Genomic DNA, 17,692 nt, shown 5'->3' on the forward strand with positions numbered 1-17,692 from the left:
CTCGGCCAAGGCAGACTTCGACGTGATCGTGATCGGCTCGGGCCCCGGCGGCTATATCGCCGCCATCCGCGCCGCGCAACTGGGCAAGACCGTGGCCTGCATCGAGGAATGGAAGGATGAAGCTGGCAAGCCACGGCTGGGCGGCACCTGCCTGAACGTGGGCTGCATTCCCAGCAAGGCGCTGCTGGCGTCGTCCGAACACTTCGAGCACGCGCAGCACGGCATGGCCGACCACGGCGTGCAGATCAAGGGCGTGTCGCTGGACCTGGCGCAGATGATCCGGCGCAAGGCCGCCATCGTCGACAAGTTCACCGGCGGCGTGGAATTCCTGTTCCGCAAGAACAAGGTCACCTGGATCAAGGGCCACGGCAAGTTCAAGGGCCGCGCAGCCGACGGCGTGATTACCGTGGAAGCCAGCGACGGCACCGACGCCAAGCCCTACACCGCGCGCAACGTCATCATCGCCACTGGCTCCAAGGCCCGCCACCTGCCCGGCGTGCCGGTCGACAACAAGATCGTGTCGGATAACGAGGGCGCGCTTTCCTTCGATTCCGTGCCAAAGAAGCTTGCCGTGATTGGCGCAGGCGTGATCGGGCTGGAACTGGGCTCGGTATGGCGCCGCCTGGGCGCCGAAGTGACCATTCTCGAAGCCCTGCCCGCCTTCCTTGGCGCCGTCGACGACGCCATTGCCAGAGAAGCGGCCAAGCTGTTCAAGAAGCAGGGACTGACCATCCATCTGGGCGTCAATATTGGCGAGGTGAAAACCAGGGCCAAGGGGGTGACCATCGCCTACAAGGACCAGGCCGGCGCCGATCAGAAGCTTGAGGCAGACCGTCTGATCGTGTCGATCGGCCGCGTGCCGAACACCGACAACCTGGGCCTGGATGCCGTGGGCCTGTCCGCCGATCCGCGCGGCTTTGTCCCCGTCGACGACAACTGCCGCACGTCCGTGCCCGGCATCTACGCCATCGGCGATGTGGTGCGCGGCCCGATGCTGGCGCACAAGGCCGAGGACGAAGGCGTGATGGTGGCTGAAGTCATCGACGGCCAGAAACCGCACATCGACTACAACTGCATTCCCTGGGTGATCTACACCGAGCCCGAGATTGCCTGGGTGGGCAAGACCGAAGCGCAACTGAAGGCCGAAGGCCGCGAATACCGCACCGGCCAGTTTCCGATGCAGGCCAACGGCCGCGCAATGGGCATGGGCCGCCCCGACGGCTTCATCAAGATGATCGCCGACGCCAGGACTGACGAACTGCTGGGCGTCCACATCATCGCGGCCAATGCGTCGGACCTGATCGCCGAGGGCGTTGTCGCCATGGAGTTCAAGGCCGCTTCGGAAGACATCGGCATGATCTGCCACCCGCACCCGTCGCTGTCGGAAGTCATGCGCGAAGCGGCCCTGGCGGTACAGAAGCGGGCGTTGAACATGTGAGGGGTGTCTGTCCAGGAAACACCTGCCTGCGCACGCCATTCAGTGTGCGGAGGCAGGAACCGGCGAACGCCGGCATCAGTCGAACTCCCGCGCGCGCTCGCGGGCCATTTCTTCGAAGATCTCCCTGCCTTCGCCCACTTGGCGCCAGAAGCACGCTTGCCAGGCGTCCGTGGCACCCGCCAGAAACGCCTCCTGCTTGTCCTTGTCGAGCGACTCCCAGTAAGGCTCCCAGTACACGTACCACCAGTACTCGATATTGCCCTGCAAAAAGCCGAAGGCCGTTTCCGCCAATTCGGGGAAGGCCACCCACGGCGCCGGCGGCTGAAGGCCCATCGCAATCACGCGTCGGCACACTTCCACGTCATTGGTGGATATACCCGCACAGATCCCATTGAATTGCTCATAGGTATGAAAGATCAAGCGGTTCCCGGCATCCGTACGCCCTGCGTATGTGTTTCTCCCAATCAGGTCATAACCTTGCGTTACGACCTCACGCAATGCCGGCACCTTCTCAGGCAGCAGATGTACGCCAGTGCTGACCGCTTCCATTGACCTGTCCCGCAAATCCAGAAACTGGGGATAGGCGCCCAGCGACTGAAAGGCCTCGTCGTTCAGTGGACGGCTGAACATGGCCTGCGCTTCTTCCAGGGAAATGCCGCAGACCGCACGATAGGCGCGCTGCAAGGTTCGCTCGACGTCGCGCCGGAGCTGCCGTTGCGCCCGCTTTTCGGGATGCATGGGCAAGAGTTCGCGGAGTATTTCGAGGACCCGCTTCAATATCTTCTGAGTGCGGGTCATTCGAACGCCCTTTGGGCCAAGTGGTCGGCCTCGGGGTTCATTTCATTTTTCAGCACATCAACGGGCAACCTGGACTGCGCCAACGTCGCTTCATCCAGCACCTCATAAACCTTCCTGACCAGAAAGCCGTTTTCGCCGACCTCTTCCACCACCGCATAGAAAAACGCTCGCGCCGGCATCAACGGGGCCTCGAGCTCGACCACGGACCCCTCTCGCGCGTTCGTCGCTACGTTGTACGTGGTCATGTCAACGCCGCTCCTGCTTCCAGTGCTCTAGTGCCAGCGGGCCAAAAATGACAGACAACGTCTGCGGGCCGTCTGTCGCAATCCGGGGGCAAAAGCCGGCCTCGTCGGTGACGCCTTGCCAGGAACTGCCTTGCTGGTCGGATATGAAGTACGGCACACCGGGAATGGGGGCGCCATCTTCGTCGATGCAGCGGATCTGCTCGTCATGGGCGGCTGCCGGGGGATTCGATCCACTTCCGGCGTTCCCGGCAAGGGTGGCAGCCACGGCGGGCTCGGCGACGCCAGCCACCGGTGCACTGCCCGAACTTACCTCGAGCGTGAAATCCGATTGCGATGGAATGACAAGCGGTGGCTTTGCGCAGCCGCAATAGACCCGCGCGCCGCTGACAAGCACTTGCCTGCCCATCAGGTCGAAATTGGGTCGGCAATCGTTGAAGACCTTGCCCGTGCCCTTGCAGGCCGGACATGTCGCGATGTCGCCTTCCACCCCCACGGGCTGTCCGTGGTGCGTCATCATCCCGGCCCCTGATGCACAGAGCATCCCGCCGGTAGTTGTCTTGTCGCCGGTCTTTAGTGCGTATCGGATATCTGGCATGCTGGCCCCTCATTGAAGTGAGCGGCCATTCTGTTCAGCACGGGATATGCCGGTAAATCGTCGAATCCTTGAACTACGAGCTTCGATGCCGAAGAAACAACGGCGCCAATAGGAAACGGATCACTCCGCCCCGGACACAAAGCGCTTGCGATACTCGGCCGGGGTTACGCCGACCACGCGCAGGAACGCGCGGCGCAGGGTGTCGACGCTGGAAAAGCCGCACTCGGCTGCGGCCTGCTTGGGGGCGATGTTCCCTTCCTCCAGCAGTTGCCGCGCGGCGGTCACGCGCGCGGCCTCCACCCAGTTGGCCGGAGTGACGCCAACCTCCTCCTGGAACAGCCGTGACAGGTGCCGCGCGCTGACGCCGATGCGCGCGGCCAGGCTTGGCACGTCGTGGGCCGCCGCCGGATGGGCCGCTACCCAGCGCTGCAGTTCCTGAAGGGCCGAACGGTTTGCAGCGGCAGGGGCTTCGCGGCGGCTGAACTGGCTTTGCCCGCCGGGCCGCTTGAAGAACATCACCAACTGGCTGGACACCTTCAGCGCGATGTCGCGCCCAAGATCTTCCTCGACCAGCGCCAGGGCCAGGTCCATGCCCGCCGTCACGCCGGCAGCGGTGCGCACCTTGCCATCGCGCACGTGGATGGCATCGGCATCCACAGTCACCTTCGGAAAACGTGCCGCCAGCGTATCGGCAGCGGCCCAATGCGTGGTCGCCCGCCGGCCGTCGAGCAGCCCGGCCTCCGCGAGCAGGAAAGCACCGCTGCAGACGGATCCATAACGCCTGGTTGCCGGTGCCGCCCGGCGGATCCAGTCAAGCACCAGGGGATCTGCGGGCGAGTTGCCGGCGTGGGGCGCTCCGGCCACCAGCAGCGTATGGAAGCGTGACGGCGACGCGGTCGCCATATCGTCCTCGATCACGATATCAGGCAGGAGCCTGACGCCCGAAGACGCCGTAAGCGGCCCGCGCCGCACCGCCACCACTTTCATCTGGTAGACCGTGGCGCCTGCCTGGACGTTGGCTTCGGCAAAAACGTCGAGCGGGCCGGAGACGTCCAGCAACTGGACGCCTTCGATGGCCAAGAGGCCGATGGTGCGGGTGGCTGGCATGGCGAAAGCAGGGAATTGCCCCGGGGAACGTCCCAATCGTCCGGATCGTCCGGGTATGTCTCAATTCGTCGCTATACGACGATTGAAGACATACTACTCCGGCTCCTAGACTCGAAGCAACCCTACCCGACAGGAGCAAACATGCGCTTCACCATTGGCGACATCGCCATTCCCGACAGCCAGCTGGCCCGCGAAATCACCGAACTCGTGCGCGACACCGAGTCGCCACTGCTCTTCCACCACTCCAGCCGCGTCTACTACTGGGCCGCACTGGCTGGCCTGCAGCGTGGGCTTGGCTACGACGCCGAACTGCTGTATGCGGGCGCAATGTTCCACGACATGGGTCTGACCCATTCGCACAGCAGCCCCGACAAACGGTTCGAAGTCGATGGCGCCAACGCGGCCGCCGATTTCCTGCGCAGCCGTGGCATTGGGGAACGGGAAGTGGAAAAGGTCTGGACGGCCATCGCGCTGCATACCACGCCCGGCATCCCGGAGTTCATGGCGCCCGAGATCGCACTGGTGACCGCCGGCGTAGAAATGGATGTGCTGGGCATTCGTTACGACACGTTTGCCAATGCCGATCGCGAAGCTGTGGTGCATGCCCACCCGCGCACGCCGCAGTTCAAGGAAGACATCATCCAGGCGTTCTACGATGGCATCCAGCACAAGCCCGATACCACGTTCGGCAACGTCAAGGCCGACGTGCTGGCTGACAAGAGCCCGCACTTCCACCGTGGCAACTTTTGCAGCGTTATCCGCGCATCGGCCTGGAAGGGCTGACGCCCTGCTGCCGCAGCCGTTGGTCAAATGGGTGGGCGGCTGACGTACCGGCCCACCAGGTAAGTCAGCATCTCGCGGCTGACCGGTTTCGCCAGCACCAGGTCGATACCGGCGGCCCGGCACCGGCGGCGCGTCTTGCTGTCGGCGGTCGCCGTCACCGCGATAATGGGCAGGCGACTGCCGCCCCGCTGCAGCTCGGCCCGGCGAATGGCCCGCGCCAGGCCCAGGCCGCCCATCCCCGGCAGTCCGACATCGGTCAGCAACAACGCAGCGCCCTCCTGCAGCATCGCCCAGGCACCCTGGCCGTCTTCGCAGGCCAGGACCTCGCACCCGCCAATGGCGCGCAACTGTTCAACGAGCACCAGCAGGCACACTGGATTGTCCTCGGCAACAACGATGCGCGGCAGCGGCGACAAGGCAGGTGCGGAAGACGCGGAAGACGCGGGAGCGGCCGTCGGTCTGGAAGCAGCGGTAAAGGGCATGGTCATGGCGGTTCGAAAACATGCGATGACCTATTGTCAATGCGTTCCCGCCGCGCAGGTTGCGGAAATTTCCGCAATACCATGCAGACGCGTCTGAAATCGATCAGTCCACCCGATTTCTCAGGGTCTCTCCCACTGACCAGCGTCGTAGATTGTCCAGGAAGATGTCGACCACGCGTGCGGCGTTGCCATCCGAAAAGCCGGCGCTGTGCGGTGTGGCGATAACGTTCGGCAGCGACCAGAGCGGCGACGACGCAGCCAGCGGCTCGTGGGCAAACACGTCCAGGTACGCACCGCCCAATTGCTCCGCGCGCAAGGCGTCGATCAGCGCGGCTTCGTCGACCACCTCGCCCCGCGCCACGTTGACCAGTCGCGCCCCGGCCGGCAGGCGCTGCAAGGCCGCGCGATCGACCAGCCCGCGGGTGCGCACGGTCAGCGGACAGGCCAGGATCAGCCAGTCGGTATCGGGCAATACCGAGTCGAACTGCTCGAACGTGACCGCGTCGAATCCGGGCTCCATCGACGCAGCCCGCTGCCTGACCACCGTCACCGTCAGTCCCAGCACCCGCAGCACCGCGCCGATCTGCTGTCCGATCGGTCCCCACCCCACAATGGTGGCGCGCTGGCCCTGCAGATCCCGAGGCAGGCCGGTGCCGATCAGCGGCGCCCAGCGCGATTCCCGTTGCGCGTCGATCAGCTGCGGCAGATGGCGGGCCAGCGCCAGCAGTCCGGCCAGCGCCGTCTGGGCCACGACCCCGGCGTTTGCCCCCGAAGACGTGGTGACGGTCACGCCGCGCTGGCGCAACTGCCCGAAGATCGCGCGATCGGCGCCTGCCGAATGCGTATGGGTCCAGCGCAGCGACGGCGCATCGAGCATCGCCGTATAGAAGCGTTGCGTGGCAGGCAGGATCTCGTGCTTGGTGGAAAGACCGGTCACGTCGCGCGACACAAAGGCCACGTCGGCATCCACGGCGCGCGGGTCATCCACCGGGGGCACGACCACCGGCTGCCAGCTGGCGCCGGCGGCCGCCATGGCCGTGTCAATGGCCGCGCGTTGCGACTGCAACGCAGCGCCGGACAGCAGGATACGCAGGGCTTCAGATGGCATGGCGTAACTCAATCCACCGTGGCGCCGGAGGCTTTCACCACGGCCTTCCACTTGACGTATTCCTTGCGCGTGAAATCACCGAACTGCTTCGGCGATCCGCCCACCGGGTCGGCCCCTTCGCGGATCATCTGCGCCTGCAGCGACGGCAGCGCCTCGTTGACGGCCTGGTTGACCTTGGTGATCACGTCCTGCGGCGTGCCCTTGGGTGCGAAGAAGCCGAACCACGATCCGGCCTCGAAGCCCGGGAAGCCCTTTTCGGCCACCGTGGGCAGATCCGGCAGCGAACGCGAGCGCCTGGCGCTGGACACCGCCAGCGCACGCAGCTTGCCGGCCTGGATATGCGGCATCACCGACGGGATGGTCGCGAACATGAACTGCACGCGTCCGGACAGCAGGTCGTTCAGCGCATCGGCACCCTTGTACGGAATATGCGTGGCCTGCGTGCCCATCCGCTCGGTCAGCATGAAGCCCGACAGGTGCGACGACGTGCCCACGCCCGTCGAACTGTAGTTCAGCTTGCCCGGATTGGCCTTGGCGTACGCCACGAACTCCTCGAACGACTTCACCGGCAGCGACGGATGCACCACCAGCACGTTCGGCACGTCGGCGATCTGCACCACCGGCACCAGATCGGTCAGCGGATCGTAGTTGAGCTTCTTGTACAGCGTCTGGTTGATCGAGATCGGCCCCACGGAGTTGACCAGCATCGTATAGCCGTCGGCAGGCGCGCGCACCACGTACTCGGTGCCAATATTGCCGCCGGCACCCGGCCGGTTATCCACCACGAACGACTGCTTGAAGCGCTGGGCCAGTTGCTGGCTGACGCTGCGCGCCAGCATGTCGGTGGTACCACCAGCCGTGAAGGCCACCACCACGCGCACGGGCTTGGCCGGATAGTCGTCGGCGCGGGCCGGCGCTGCCAGCGTCAGGCCGGCGGTCAGCGCGCAGGCCAGCAGCCTGGCGGGGGTGTGCCTGAAGGTATTCCGGGGTGTTGTCGGGCTCATGCGTAGTCTCCGTTCCAGTCGTTGTAGTTGTGTGTCTTGATGGCTTCGGTACCGTCACCCGAAGTCGTATAGCCGGGCCGGGTTCGCCACCAGCACGCGGTGGCGGTCGGCCTCGCCGGGAATCCAGCGGGCGAGCAGGTTGAACAGCTCGCCGTCGTCGGGCATCTGCGCCGGATCGAAATAGTTGATATGGGGCCAGTCCGAGCCCCAGACGATCTGCTCCGGATTGGCCGCCAGCAGCGCCGCCACAAACGGATCGACCTCGCGGTACGGCGAACCGGCTGGCTGCAGGCGGTCGGCGCCCGATATCTTGGTCCAGGCCACGCCTTCGGCCAGCAGCGCGCACAGCGCCTGGAAACCCGCATCGCCCACGCCACGCGACGTGGCCATGCGGCCCATGTGGTCGATCACCAGCGGCAGCGCCAGTGCCTTCAGGCGCGGCCCCAGTTCCACCAGATCGGGGGCATGAATCCAGATCTGCGCGTGCCAGCCGCGTGCCTTGAGGCGCGGCGCCAGGGCTTCCAGCACGTCGATGCCCACGCCGTTGCGGTACACCGCGTGGCCGCCGATCTGGTACAGGTTGAAGCGCACGCCACGCACGCCGGCGTCATGCCAGGCATCGAGCTGCGCATCGGTGGTGTCGGCAGCCGGCACGGCAATGCCGCGCAGTCGCGTGGGGTACTGGCGCAGGGCATCGATCACCACGCTGTTGTCGGTGCCGCTGGCGCTGGCCGTCACCAGCACGCCCCGCGTCAGGCCCAGTTCGTCCAGATGGGCGATAAATGCTTCGGCCGGATGCTCGGCAGGCGTATAGCTGCGGTCATCGGCCAGCGGATGACGGCCATACGGCCCGAACACGTGGGCATGGCTGTCGCAGGCACCGGCAGGTGCGCGGAACGACGGCGGCGTGATCGATGCCAGCGGTGGCAGGCAGGGGCGTGTCATGGTTTCTTTCGCTTGTTCAGATGCCGTGGGGCGTGGTTATTCGGCCGCCTTGAGCCGGCCGGCCGCGGCCAGCGCCTGGGCGCGGGCATCTTCCTTCTGCAGCGACGCCAGCAGCTCCTGGGGCGACGATGCCTGCGCCACACTGCCCACGTTCTGCAGCCGGCTCTTGACGCTGCCTTCGGCCAGGGCCTTGCGCAGCGCGGTATTGATCGTGTCGACCACTCCCGCCGGGGTGCCTGCCGGCGCCAGCAGGCCGGTGGCAGTGGTGGCCTCGAAGTTGGAAAGGCCCGCCTCCCGCAGCGTGGGCACCTTCGGCAGCGTGGCATCGCGGTCGCGCGACATCACCGCCAGCGCGCGCAACGCGCCAGACTGGATATGCGGCGCGGAACTGGTCAGCTGATCCACCACCATGTCGATCTGGCCGCCCATCAGGTCGACCAGCGCAGGGGCCGAGCCCTTGTATGGCACCTGGTTGAGCCGGATCCTGGCGGCATCTTCGAGTTGCAGCAGCGCCATGTGGTTGGTCGTACCGGGGCCGGCATGACCCGCAGCCAGCTTGCCCGGATTGGCACGCGCATAGGCCAGCAGCGCCTCGACGTCCTTGAAACGTGCATCGCCGCCCTTCACGACGACGACCAGCGACGTGGTGGACATCAGGCCCACCGGGCTGAAGCTCGCCAGCTTGAAATTGGTGCGCGTCATCCTGGGCAGCACCACCACCGCGTTGGGCGTGGTCACCAGCAGCGTGGAGCCATCGGGCTCCGCACGCGCCACCGCCGATGCACCGATCACGCCGCCCGCGCCTGGACGGTTGTCGACGATGACGTTGCGGCCAAGGTTCTGTTCCAGCGCCGGGGCAATGGCGCGCGCCACCACATCGAGGTTGCCGCCGGGGGCAAACGGCACGATCAGCGTCACGGGCTTGTTTGAAAGCGGCTGCGCGCGAGCGCTGAGCACATAGGGGGCGGCGCCAAGCGCAAGAATCTGCGCCAGCATGGTTCTGCGGTTCATTTGTCTACTCCAACCTGCCAAGCGGGGGCTTTCTTCGGTATTTGCTTTTCTGGACTTGCTCCCCTCTCACGCGCACGGGAGAAGGGTTGGGGGAGAGGGCTTGAGGTTCTGCTTGCTACGCGCCTCGATTTGAAAGACTTGCCCTCCCCCCGCTCTCTCCCGCCACGCGGGAGAGAGGCGACACCAAACAGCGGCCAACGGTCTGCGCCGTTGGTCCATCAGTCCCGGTAGCCCGGGTCCAGACGGTCGAGCTTGCGCAGCAGCGCCGGCCATTCCATCAGGCCGTAGGGACGACGCGTGCCGGGCTGGTAGTTGTTCCAGGTCTCCTCCAGCACGTCGGGCGATACCTGCTGCAGCGGCGTATTGCACGACATGGCAGCCACCTGCGAGCGACAGGCCAACTCCAGCCGGTGCATCCAGTTGAACGCCTCGCCCACCGAATTGCCCACGGTCAGCGCGCCGTGGTTGCGCAGGATCAGCGCCTCGCCACGGCCCAGGTCGGCAATCAGCGATTCCTGCTCGGCGGTGTCCAGCACCACGCCCTGGTAGTCGTGGTAGCCGATCTTCAGGAAGCGCATGGCGGTCTGGGTGATCGGCAGCAGCCCGCATGCCAGCGACGACACGGCCATCGATGCCCAGCTATGCGTGTGGATCACGCAGGCCACTTCGGGGCGCGCGTGGTGCACGGCGCTGTGGATCACGTAGCCAGCCTTGTTGACACCGTAATTCAGCGCCCCGAAGTCGGGCGTCGACAGGATCTTGCCGGCGTGGTCCACCTTGATCAGGCACGATGCCGTGATCTCCTCGTACATCATGCCGTACGGGTTGATCAGGAACGCGTCTTCCTCGTCCGGCACGCGCACGGAGATGTGGTTGGCCATCATGTCGGCCATGCCATATAGCTCGACCAGCCGGTAGCAGGCGGCCAGGTCCACGCGCGCCTGCCATTCCGCCTCGCTGCACTGGCCGCGCATCGACGGGATGTTCAGCACACCGGGTTTCGTCATGATGTGTCTCCTTGGTGGATTCGGTATCTGGATTCAGTGGATTCGGTTCAGTCCGAGCCCAGCGCGAGATCGCTGGGGCGGCGTTTTTCGATATGGAACTTGAGCAGCGCCGCGCTACGGAAGATGCCGTGCGCGAACTTGCCGTAAGGCAGCGTCAGGAACAGCGCCATCACGATGCCCAGGTGAACCGCCAGCAGCGACGCCATCGCACCGGTATCGCGGAACGCCAGCAGCGCCAGGCCACTTGCGCTGGTCAGGAACAGCAGCGCGATAAAGCCACGGTCCATCGGCTTCTGCTTCGTGTCCATCGTACGCGCGTCGCGCTTCAGGTTCAGCCACAGCAGGCCAGCCGGCCCGATCAGCAGGCCGATGCCACCGGCGATGCCCAGCAGCACCGGCAGGCTCGTGACCGGATACGGCGCGTGCAGGTCCAGCAGATAGTGGTACAGCGTGGCGACGGCGGTTGCCGCAAAGCACAGCATGAAGCCGTAGAACGTGAAGTGGTGGAAGCGGCGGCGCAGCAGCGTGAAGGCATCGTCGTCGTTGTTGCAGCCCTGCCCGTGCCCGCCATCCAGGTACTTCAGCTTCAGCGCATCGTGTACGGCCCCGCCCGTGGCGGCGCCGCGTTCGTCGCCGTTGCGCGTGCCCGGCGTGACCTGGCGCCAGAACCGTGTCACCCCGATGCCCAGCGCGCCGCAGGCGAACAGGAAGACCACGCCGAACATCGCCGCCAGCAGGTTGTGCGGGAAGATCGCGTAGAAATTGCCCGCCAGCGGCTCGTGCCAGAGCGTGCCGCGCATCGCCAGCACCATCAGCAGGAACAGCGCCAGGCCGCCGGCCAGTGCCAGCGCCGTCGTCATGCCCGCACGCCGGTACAGGCCGCCCAGCGCCGCCGGGAAGGCGTAGTCGCCATACGTCTGCACGCGGACCTTTGCCATCGCCTGCGGAATGTTCACCGCAAACTCGTGCGGCGGTGCGTACTGGCACGCGTGATAGCAGGCACCGCAGTTGTGGCACAGATTTGCCAGGTAGTGGATATCCGCCTTGGGAAATTCCAGCCGGCGCGTCATGGCCGGGAACACCGCGCAGAAGCCTTCGCAGTAGCGGCAGGCGTTGCAGATCTGCAGCGTGCGGGCCACTTCGGCCTCGTCGGTGGTCAAGGGCAGCGCACCATTGGCAAGCGCCGCCGCCTCGCGCGTCAGCGCTTCAAGATGTTGCATATTCCTTTTCCCGTGATGCCTGCGTTGCCGCGCCAGCCTGGCCGCCCGACTTGGCAGCCCTGGCCGCCTGGGTGCCGGCGATGCGGCCGAATGCCGTGCCGATAGCCATGCCCACGCCGGCCGTATAACCCTTGCCCAGCACGTTGCCAGCCATCATCTCGCCTGCCACGAACAGGTTCTGGCTGGGCTTCCCATCGAAATGCACGGCCGATTCCTCGTTCACCTTCAGTCCCAGGTAGGTGAAGGTGATGCCGGGACGCAGCGCGTAGCCAAAGAACGGCGCGGTGTCGATCGGGCGGGCCCAGTGGGTCTTGGCGGGTGTCACGCCTTCGGTGTGGCAGTCGTCCAGCGACGTGTGGTCGAACTTGCCCACGCGGCAGGCGGCGTTGTAGTCGTCGATGGTGCGCATGAACGTGGCTTCGTCCAGGCCCAGCTTGCGCGCCAGTTCGGGCAGCGTGTCGGCCTTCACGCCCGGGAACACCGGCGGCATGAAGCGGCCCACGGCCTTGGCGTCGATGATCGAATAGCCGATCTGCTGCGGCTGCTGGGCCACCAGGCGCCCCCAGATCGCGTAGCGCTTGGGCCAGAAGTCCTCGCCCTCGTCGTAGAAGCGCTCGGCGTTGGCGTTGAGCACCACCCCCAGCGACACGCAGTCGATACGCGTGCAGATGCCACCGTCATACAGCGGCGCCCGCGCGTCGATCGCCACGCAGTGCGACTGCGACGGATCGCCGATGGCGTCGGCGCCCTGGGCAATCATGTGCTTGAGCAGCACGCCCATGTTGAAGCGCGTACCGCGGATCAGGAAGTTGTCGGCCGGCCATTCGCCGCGTTCGTTCTGGCCCCAGGCCTCGCGCAGCCATTCGCGGTTCGATTCGAAGCCGCCAGCCGCCAGCACGCAGGCGCGGGCCTCGATCCGCTCGCTGCCGATGCGTGCCGCCACGAAACGGCTGCCGTCCAGCTCGATGGCGTCGACCGGCGCGTTGTAGCGGATCTGCACGCCCAGGCGCTCGGCGCTGCGGAAGTACGCATTGACCAGCGCCTTGCCGCCACCCATGAAGAACGCATTGGTGCGCGCCACGTGCAGCGCGCCGGACAGCGGCGGCTGGAAATGCACGCCGTGGCTGCGCATCCAGTCACGGCAGGTCGACGACGCACGGATAGCCAGCCGGGCCAGCTTCTCGTCGGTCAGGCCGCCCGTGACCTTGAGCAGGTCCTGCCAGTATTCCTCTTCGGGATAGGCCTCGACCAGCACGTCCTGCGGTGCGTCATGCATGCAGCGCAGGTTGCGGGTGTGGGATGAGTTGCCGCCGCGCCATTCGCGCGGCGCGGCTTCCAGCAGCATGACGCTGGCGCCGGCCTCGCGGGCCATCAGTGCGGCACAGAGGGCGGCGTTGCCGCCACCGATTACCAGAACGTCGATCATGCGCGGACGCCCTGCTTGCGGGGATTGTGAGTGGGGATGGACACGGCTATCAATGCCTTCGTGAGTCTGTCCGTGACTCTATCCGCAGGGCGGAATGCTGCTAAGCCCTTGTCCGGCATGGGGGTATCACGATTTGTGATGCCCAGCCCGGCAACCGGAATTGCCGGCCGCCGCCCCACTCCGCCCATCCCCCGATGGTCAGAATCCCACGGCCTGCCCGTCGCGCCGCGAGTCCGATGCGGCGATATAGCCGTGTTCGGCCCTGTAGATCAGCTGGGCCGAGCCGAATTCCAGGCTGTCGTGCGGCGCCACCTCCACCCGGTGGCCGCGTTCGCGCAGCGCCGCCACCACATCGGCCGGCAGATGGCTTTCGACATTGACCACCGGCCCGTGCTCCACCCGAAAGCGTGGCGCGTCGCTCATGGCCTGGGGGTTCTGGCCGAACGCGGCCAGCCGGGCCATCATCTGGACGTGACCTTGCGCCTGCATCGACCCGCCCATCACGCCGAACGACATCACCGGCGCCCCATTGCGCGTGACAAAACCCGGAATGATCGTGTGCATCGGCTGCTTGCCTGGCGCCACGCAATTGGCGTGGCCCGGTTTCAGGTTGAAGCCCTCGCCGCGGTTGTGCAGCGAAATACCCGTGCCCGGCACCACCACGCCCGAGCCAAATCCGCGATAGTTCGACTGGATGAACGACACCATCGAGCCCCCAGCGTCGGCCGCCGTCAGGTACACGGTGCCGCCGACCTTCGGCATCCCGGCCGAAGGCGTGCCCGCGCGCTTGAGGTCGATCAGCGCCGCGCGCTCGGCCAGGTAGGCCGGGTCCAGGAACGACGCCGGCGCGTGCTGCATCGTCGCGGGGTCCGACACATGGCGGTGCAGGTCGGCAAAGGCCAGTTTCATGGCCTCGATGCCGACGTGATAGAAGTCGGCGCTGTCCACGCCCATGCCTTCCAGGTCGAAGCGGTCCAGGATGCCCAGGCCGATCAGTGCCGCGATACCTTGGCCGTTAGGCGGGATCTCATGCAGCGTGTAGCCGCGAAAGTCCTGCTTCATCGGCTCGACCCAGGCCGGCTGGTGCGCCGCCAGATCGCCGGCACGCAGCGCGCCGCCGGTTTCCTGCGCAAACGCCACGATGCGCTCTGCCAGTTCGCCCCGGTAGAAGCTTTCGCCATCGCTCTCGGCAATCTTGCGCAGCGTGGCGGCCTGCTCGGGAAAGCGCCAGCGCTCACCGGCCTGCGGCGCGCGGCCATTGGGCATGAAGGCCTTGGCAAACCCGGGCTGCTCGCGCAGCACTGGCACCTGTGCGGCCCATTGCCGCGCGATCTGCGGCGACACCATGAAGCCCTGCTCCGCATATTCGATGGCCGGCGCGAACAACCGCGCGAACGGCAGCTTGCCGAACCGCGCCGACAACGCCTTCCAGCCCGCCACCTGGCCCGGCACCGTCACGGTGTCCCAGCCCACCGACGGCATGCGGTCACGCCCGGCGAAGTAATCGGGCGTCCACGCCGCCGGTGCCCGGCCGCTGGAATTCAGGCCGTACAGCTGCCCTTCGTGCCAGACCAGCGTGAACATGTCGCCGCCAATGCCGTTCATGACGGGTTCCACCACCGTCAGCGCAATCGCCGTGGCAATGGCGCTGTCGATGGCATTGCCACCTTCGTAAAGCATGCGCAGGCCGGCCTGCGCGGCCAGCGGCTGGCTGGTGCTCACGGCGTTGGAGGCCAGCAGCGGCATCTTCTGGGACGGATACGGGAAGGACCAATCGAAAGGCAACATGGGCGGAACAGGTAAGAAAGTAAGAACATGGCGCCGGCAGGCAGCGCCACGAGGTTTGCTGCGGAATCTTATTGCAGCGCGACGCCGGACTGCTTCACGAGCTTCTCGGTGCGCGGGATCTCCGCGTTGATCATGGCCGCGAAGTCGTTGACGCTGCCGCCACGCGGTTCGGCACCGGTCACGGCCAGCTTCTCGCGGAAGTCAGGCGTAGCCAGCAGCTTGTTGATCGACGTGTTGAGCTTGACCACCACGTCGGCCGGCGTACCCTTGGGCGCCACAATGCCATACCAAGGCGCGATATCGTAGCCTGCGAAGCCCTGCTCGGCGATGGTGGGGATTTCAGGCGCCTGCGGCGAACGCTTTGCCGTGGACATGCCCAGCGCACGCAGCTTGCCCGCCTTCACATACGGCAGGCCGGTCATGATGGTGTCGAAGTACATCGACACCTGGCCCGACAGCAGCGCAGGAATCGCCTCGCCAGCGCCCTTGTACGGCACGTGGACGATGTCGATGCCGGCAACCGCCTTGAGCATCTCGCCAGCGATATGCGACGTCGTGCCGGTGCCGAACGATGCGTACGACAGCTTGCCGGGGTTGGCCTTCGCGTAGGCCACCATCTCGGGCAGCGTCCTGAACGGCAGCGACGGATTCGACAGCAGGATATTGGGGGTGATGGCCACCACGGCAACCTTTTCGAACGCGTCCGGATCGTAGCTCAGCTTCTTGTACAGGAAGCGGTTGGTCACCATCGACGCCGGTCCCGACATCAGCAGCGTATAGCCGTCGCCCGACGCACGGGCCGCAACCTCGCTGCCGATCATCGCCGCCGCGCCGGGCCGGTTTTCCACCACGAAGCTCTGGCCGTATTCCTTGGCAAGTCCGGCGCCGAGTTGCCGCGTGATCAGGTCGGTGGCCGAACCGGCCTGGAATGGCACCACGATGCGCACTGGCTGCGTGGGCCAGTCGCGCGCGCCCTGCGCCAGCGCCAGAGACGACGCCGCGATCAGGCCGATGGAAAGTAGTGCTCGGAAAGAAGAGAAACGCATGTCTGTACCCTCATTGATTCGAACGATGGTCATCCGCGTGAACGCGCCGGATGCCGCCATTCCTTCCGCAATTTGCGTGCCACTGGCATCGCTGCGTTGTTGACACGAGCCTCGTCCGCCCCCTTCAGTTCGATGAAGTTTGCGTGTTTGGCGCACCGGATTGGTTAGCGTTTCCGATGCGCCGGCAGGCTGGTGTTGTCTCCTGGTGCCAGGGCACTATTGGTGTGCCCGGCGCGCTCTCTGGATGGCTTGTTCTTTTTCTCGCCACAGGCCTTCTGGCCCGTGGTTTCGGCTTCAGCCGACCAGCGCGCTGGACAGCACGGCCAGCGCCGCATCGAACTGCGCCTGCGGAATCGTCAGCGGATACAGGAAGCGGATCACGTTGCCGTAGGTGCCGCACGTCAGCAGGATCAGGCCCGCCTCCATCGCGCGCATCTGCACGCGCCTGGCATGCTCGGCGCTCGGTGCGCCGGTGGCGGGGTCGACAAACTCGGCAGCAATCATCGAACCAAGGCCACGCACCTCGGCCATCGCCGGGCACTGCGCACGCAGCGCTTCAAGGTGCGCCTGCAGCTGCGCACCCAGTTGCGCGGCGCGCTCGCACAACTGCTCTTGTTCGATGGTGTCGATCACTGCATGGGCAGCGGCCACGGCCAGCGGATTGCCTGCGTACGTGCCACCGAGCCCGCCCGGCAGCGGTGCGTCCATGATCTCCGCGCGGCCGCACACGGCGGACAGCGGCATGCCGCCAGCCAGGCTCTTGGCCATCGTGATCAGGTCGGGCTGTACGTCGTGGTGCGACATGGCAAACAGCTTGCCGGTACGGCCGAAGCCCGTCTGCACTTCGTCTGCAATCATCACGATGCCGTGGCGGTCGCAGACCGCGCGCAGGCCGCGCATGAAATCGGCAGGCGCCGGCTGGAAGCCGCCCTCGCCCTGCACCGGCTCCACGATGATGGCGGCCACGCGTTGCGGATCGATATCGGTCTTGAACAACATTTCCAGCGCCTGCAGCGCCTGTTCCGTGCTCACGCCATTCAGCGCGCCCGGGAACGGCGCGTGATAGATATCCGACGGGAACGGCCCGAAGCCCACCTTGTACGGCACCACCTTGCCGGTCAGCGCCATGCCCAGCAGCGTGCGGCCGTGGAAGCCCCCTGCAAATGCGATGACGCCGGGCCGGCCCGTATGGGCACGTGCGATCTTGATGGCGTTTTCCACGGCTTCCGCACCGGTGGTGAACAGCGCGGTCTTGTTGAGCCCGGTGATCGGCGCCAGCGCGTTGATGCGCTCGGCCAGCGACACATAGCTCAGGTACGGCACCACCTGGTACGCGGTATGGGTGAAACGTTCCAGCTGGGCGGCCACCGCCTGCATCACGCGGGGATGCCGGTGCCCGGTGTTCAGCACGGCAATGCCGGCCGCGAAGTCCGTGTAGGCGCGGCCCTCGACGTCCCACAGCGTCGCGTTCTCGGCGCGCTCGGCGTAGAAGTCGCACATCACGCCCACGCCACGGGGCGTGGCAAGGCTGCGGCGTTGATTCAGTTCGATGTTTTTCATGGTCGGAAAGCGAAGGGGGGCAGGTCGGCACCGGCAGTGGCCGCACCGGGGTTCAGCCGGCACTGCGCAGCGATTCCGCACATTTCAATCACATTTGGCCCTACAATCCAGCGCCACTTTCATAAATTC

The 17,692-nt window shown here is 65.9% G+C and carries 17 protein-coding genes; 2 read left to right on the forward strand and 15 right to left on the reverse strand.

Annotation, left to right across the window (positions count from 1 at the left end; all coding sequences use genetic code 11):
- The first annotated feature begins 22 nt into the window (after positions 1-22).
- On the forward strand, positions 23-1,438 hold the full coding sequence (gene lpdA / locus A9J21_RS13085) for a dihydrolipoyl dehydrogenase (protein WP_066736277.1): 1,416 nt from the start codon (positions 23-25) through the stop codon (positions 1,436-1,438).
- Positions 1,439-1,513: 75 nt separating this feature from the next.
- On the opposite strand, the gene A9J21_RS13090 is transcribed toward lpdA, so the two are convergent.
- From A9J21_RS13090 to A9J21_RS13105, 4 genes are all read right to left on the reverse strand, one after another.
- Entirely contained in the window at positions 1,514-2,236 is a 723-nt protein-coding gene (locus tag A9J21_RS13090; protein WP_066736223.1) for a hypothetical protein, read from the reverse strand.
- On the reverse strand, positions 2,233-2,481 hold the full coding sequence (locus A9J21_RS13095) for a hypothetical protein (protein WP_066736225.1): 249 nt from the start codon (positions 2,479-2,481) through the stop codon (positions 2,233-2,235). Before A9J21_RS13095 ends, A9J21_RS13090 begins: the two co-directional genes overlap by 4 nt.
- Before the next feature lies 1 nt (position 2,482).
- Positions 2,483-3,076 carry a PAAR domain-containing protein gene (locus tag A9J21_RS13100; RefSeq protein ID WP_066736226.1) on the reverse strand — a complete coding sequence of 198 codons (594 nt, stop codon included), beginning with the start codon at positions 3,074-3,076 and terminating at the stop codon, positions 2,483-2,485.
- A 120-nt stretch (positions 3,077-3,196) separates the two neighbouring features.
- Positions 3,197-4,183, reverse strand: a complete 987-nt coding sequence (locus tag A9J21_RS13105) for a GlxA family transcriptional regulator (RefSeq protein ID WP_066736227.1) — start codon at positions 4,181-4,183, stop codon at positions 3,197-3,199.
- Positions 4,184-4,324: 141 nt separating this feature from the next.
- On the opposite strand from A9J21_RS13105, the gene A9J21_RS13110 reads away from it, so the two are divergent.
- Complete coding sequence (locus A9J21_RS13110; RefSeq protein ID WP_066736228.1) at positions 4,325-4,966, forward strand: HD domain-containing protein; 642 nt, start codon at positions 4,325-4,327, stop codon at positions 4,964-4,966.
- Positions 4,967-4,989: 23 nt separating this feature from the next.
- Here the strand turns inward: A9J21_RS13110 and A9J21_RS13115 are convergent, their stop codons facing one another.
- The 11 genes from A9J21_RS13115 to A9J21_RS13165 form a co-directional block, all read right to left on the reverse strand.
- Positions 4,990-5,454, reverse strand: a complete 465-nt coding sequence (locus A9J21_RS13115; RefSeq protein ID WP_231906910.1) for a response regulator — start codon at positions 5,452-5,454, stop codon at positions 4,990-4,992.
- Between the two features lie 97 nt (positions 5,455-5,551).
- Entirely contained in the window at positions 5,552-6,556 is a 1,005-nt protein-coding gene (locus A9J21_RS13120; protein ID WP_066736229.1) for a D-2-hydroxyacid dehydrogenase, read from the reverse strand.
- A gap of 8 nt (positions 6,557-6,564) precedes the next feature.
- Complete coding sequence (locus A9J21_RS13125; RefSeq protein WP_066736230.1) at positions 6,565-7,560, reverse strand: tripartite tricarboxylate transporter substrate binding protein; 996 nt, start codon at positions 7,558-7,560, stop codon at positions 6,565-6,567.
- Positions 7,561-7,614: 54 nt separating this feature from the next.
- Positions 7,615-8,505 carry an amidohydrolase gene (locus tag A9J21_RS13130; RefSeq protein ID WP_066736231.1) on the reverse strand — a complete coding sequence of 297 codons (891 nt, stop codon included), beginning with the start codon at positions 8,503-8,505 and terminating at the stop codon, positions 7,615-7,617.
- Between the two features lie 36 nt (positions 8,506-8,541).
- Positions 8,542-9,516: a tripartite tricarboxylate transporter substrate binding protein gene (locus A9J21_RS13135; protein ID WP_231906911.1), complete on the reverse strand. Its 975-nt coding sequence runs from the start codon at positions 9,514-9,516 to the stop codon at positions 8,542-8,544.
- A 218-nt stretch (positions 9,517-9,734) separates the two neighbouring features.
- Positions 9,735-10,523: a class II aldolase/adducin family protein gene (locus A9J21_RS13140; protein ID WP_066736236.1), complete on the reverse strand. Its 789-nt coding sequence runs from the start codon at positions 10,521-10,523 to the stop codon at positions 9,735-9,737.
- Positions 10,524-10,570: 47 nt separating this feature from the next.
- Entirely contained in the window at positions 10,571-11,743 is a 1,173-nt protein-coding gene (gene tcuB, locus A9J21_RS13145; protein ID WP_066736237.1) for a tricarballylate utilization 4Fe-4S protein TcuB, read from the reverse strand.
- Positions 11,730-13,169, reverse strand: coding sequence for an FAD-dependent tricarballylate dehydrogenase TcuA (gene tcuA, locus A9J21_RS13150; protein WP_066736238.1), 1,440 nt, complete (start codon positions 13,167-13,169; stop codon positions 11,730-11,732). Before tcuA ends, tcuB begins: the two co-directional genes overlap by 14 nt.
- 198 nt (positions 13,170-13,367) lie before the next feature.
- Entirely contained in the window at positions 13,368-14,957 is a 1,590-nt protein-coding gene (locus tag A9J21_RS13155; RefSeq protein ID WP_066736239.1) for a gamma-glutamyltransferase family protein, read from the reverse strand.
- Positions 14,958-15,025: 68 nt separating this feature from the next.
- The gene (locus A9J21_RS13160; RefSeq protein WP_066736279.1) at positions 15,026-16,003 is read right to left on the reverse strand and encodes a tripartite tricarboxylate transporter substrate binding protein; all 978 of its coding nucleotides are present in this window, start codon (positions 16,001-16,003) and stop codon (positions 15,026-15,028) included.
- Positions 16,004-16,297: 294 nt separating this feature from the next.
- Positions 16,298-17,563 carry a 4-aminobutyrate--2-oxoglutarate transaminase gene (locus tag A9J21_RS13165; protein WP_066736240.1) on the reverse strand — a complete coding sequence of 422 codons (1,266 nt, stop codon included), beginning with the start codon at positions 17,561-17,563 and terminating at the stop codon, positions 16,298-16,300.
- Positions 17,564-17,692 lie beyond the last annotated feature (129 nt).

Origin of the sequence: Cupriavidus sp. D384 (genome assembly GCF_001652915.1) — a bacterium.
Lineage (GTDB): Bacteria > Pseudomonadota > Gammaproteobacteria > Burkholderiales > Burkholderiaceae > Cupriavidus.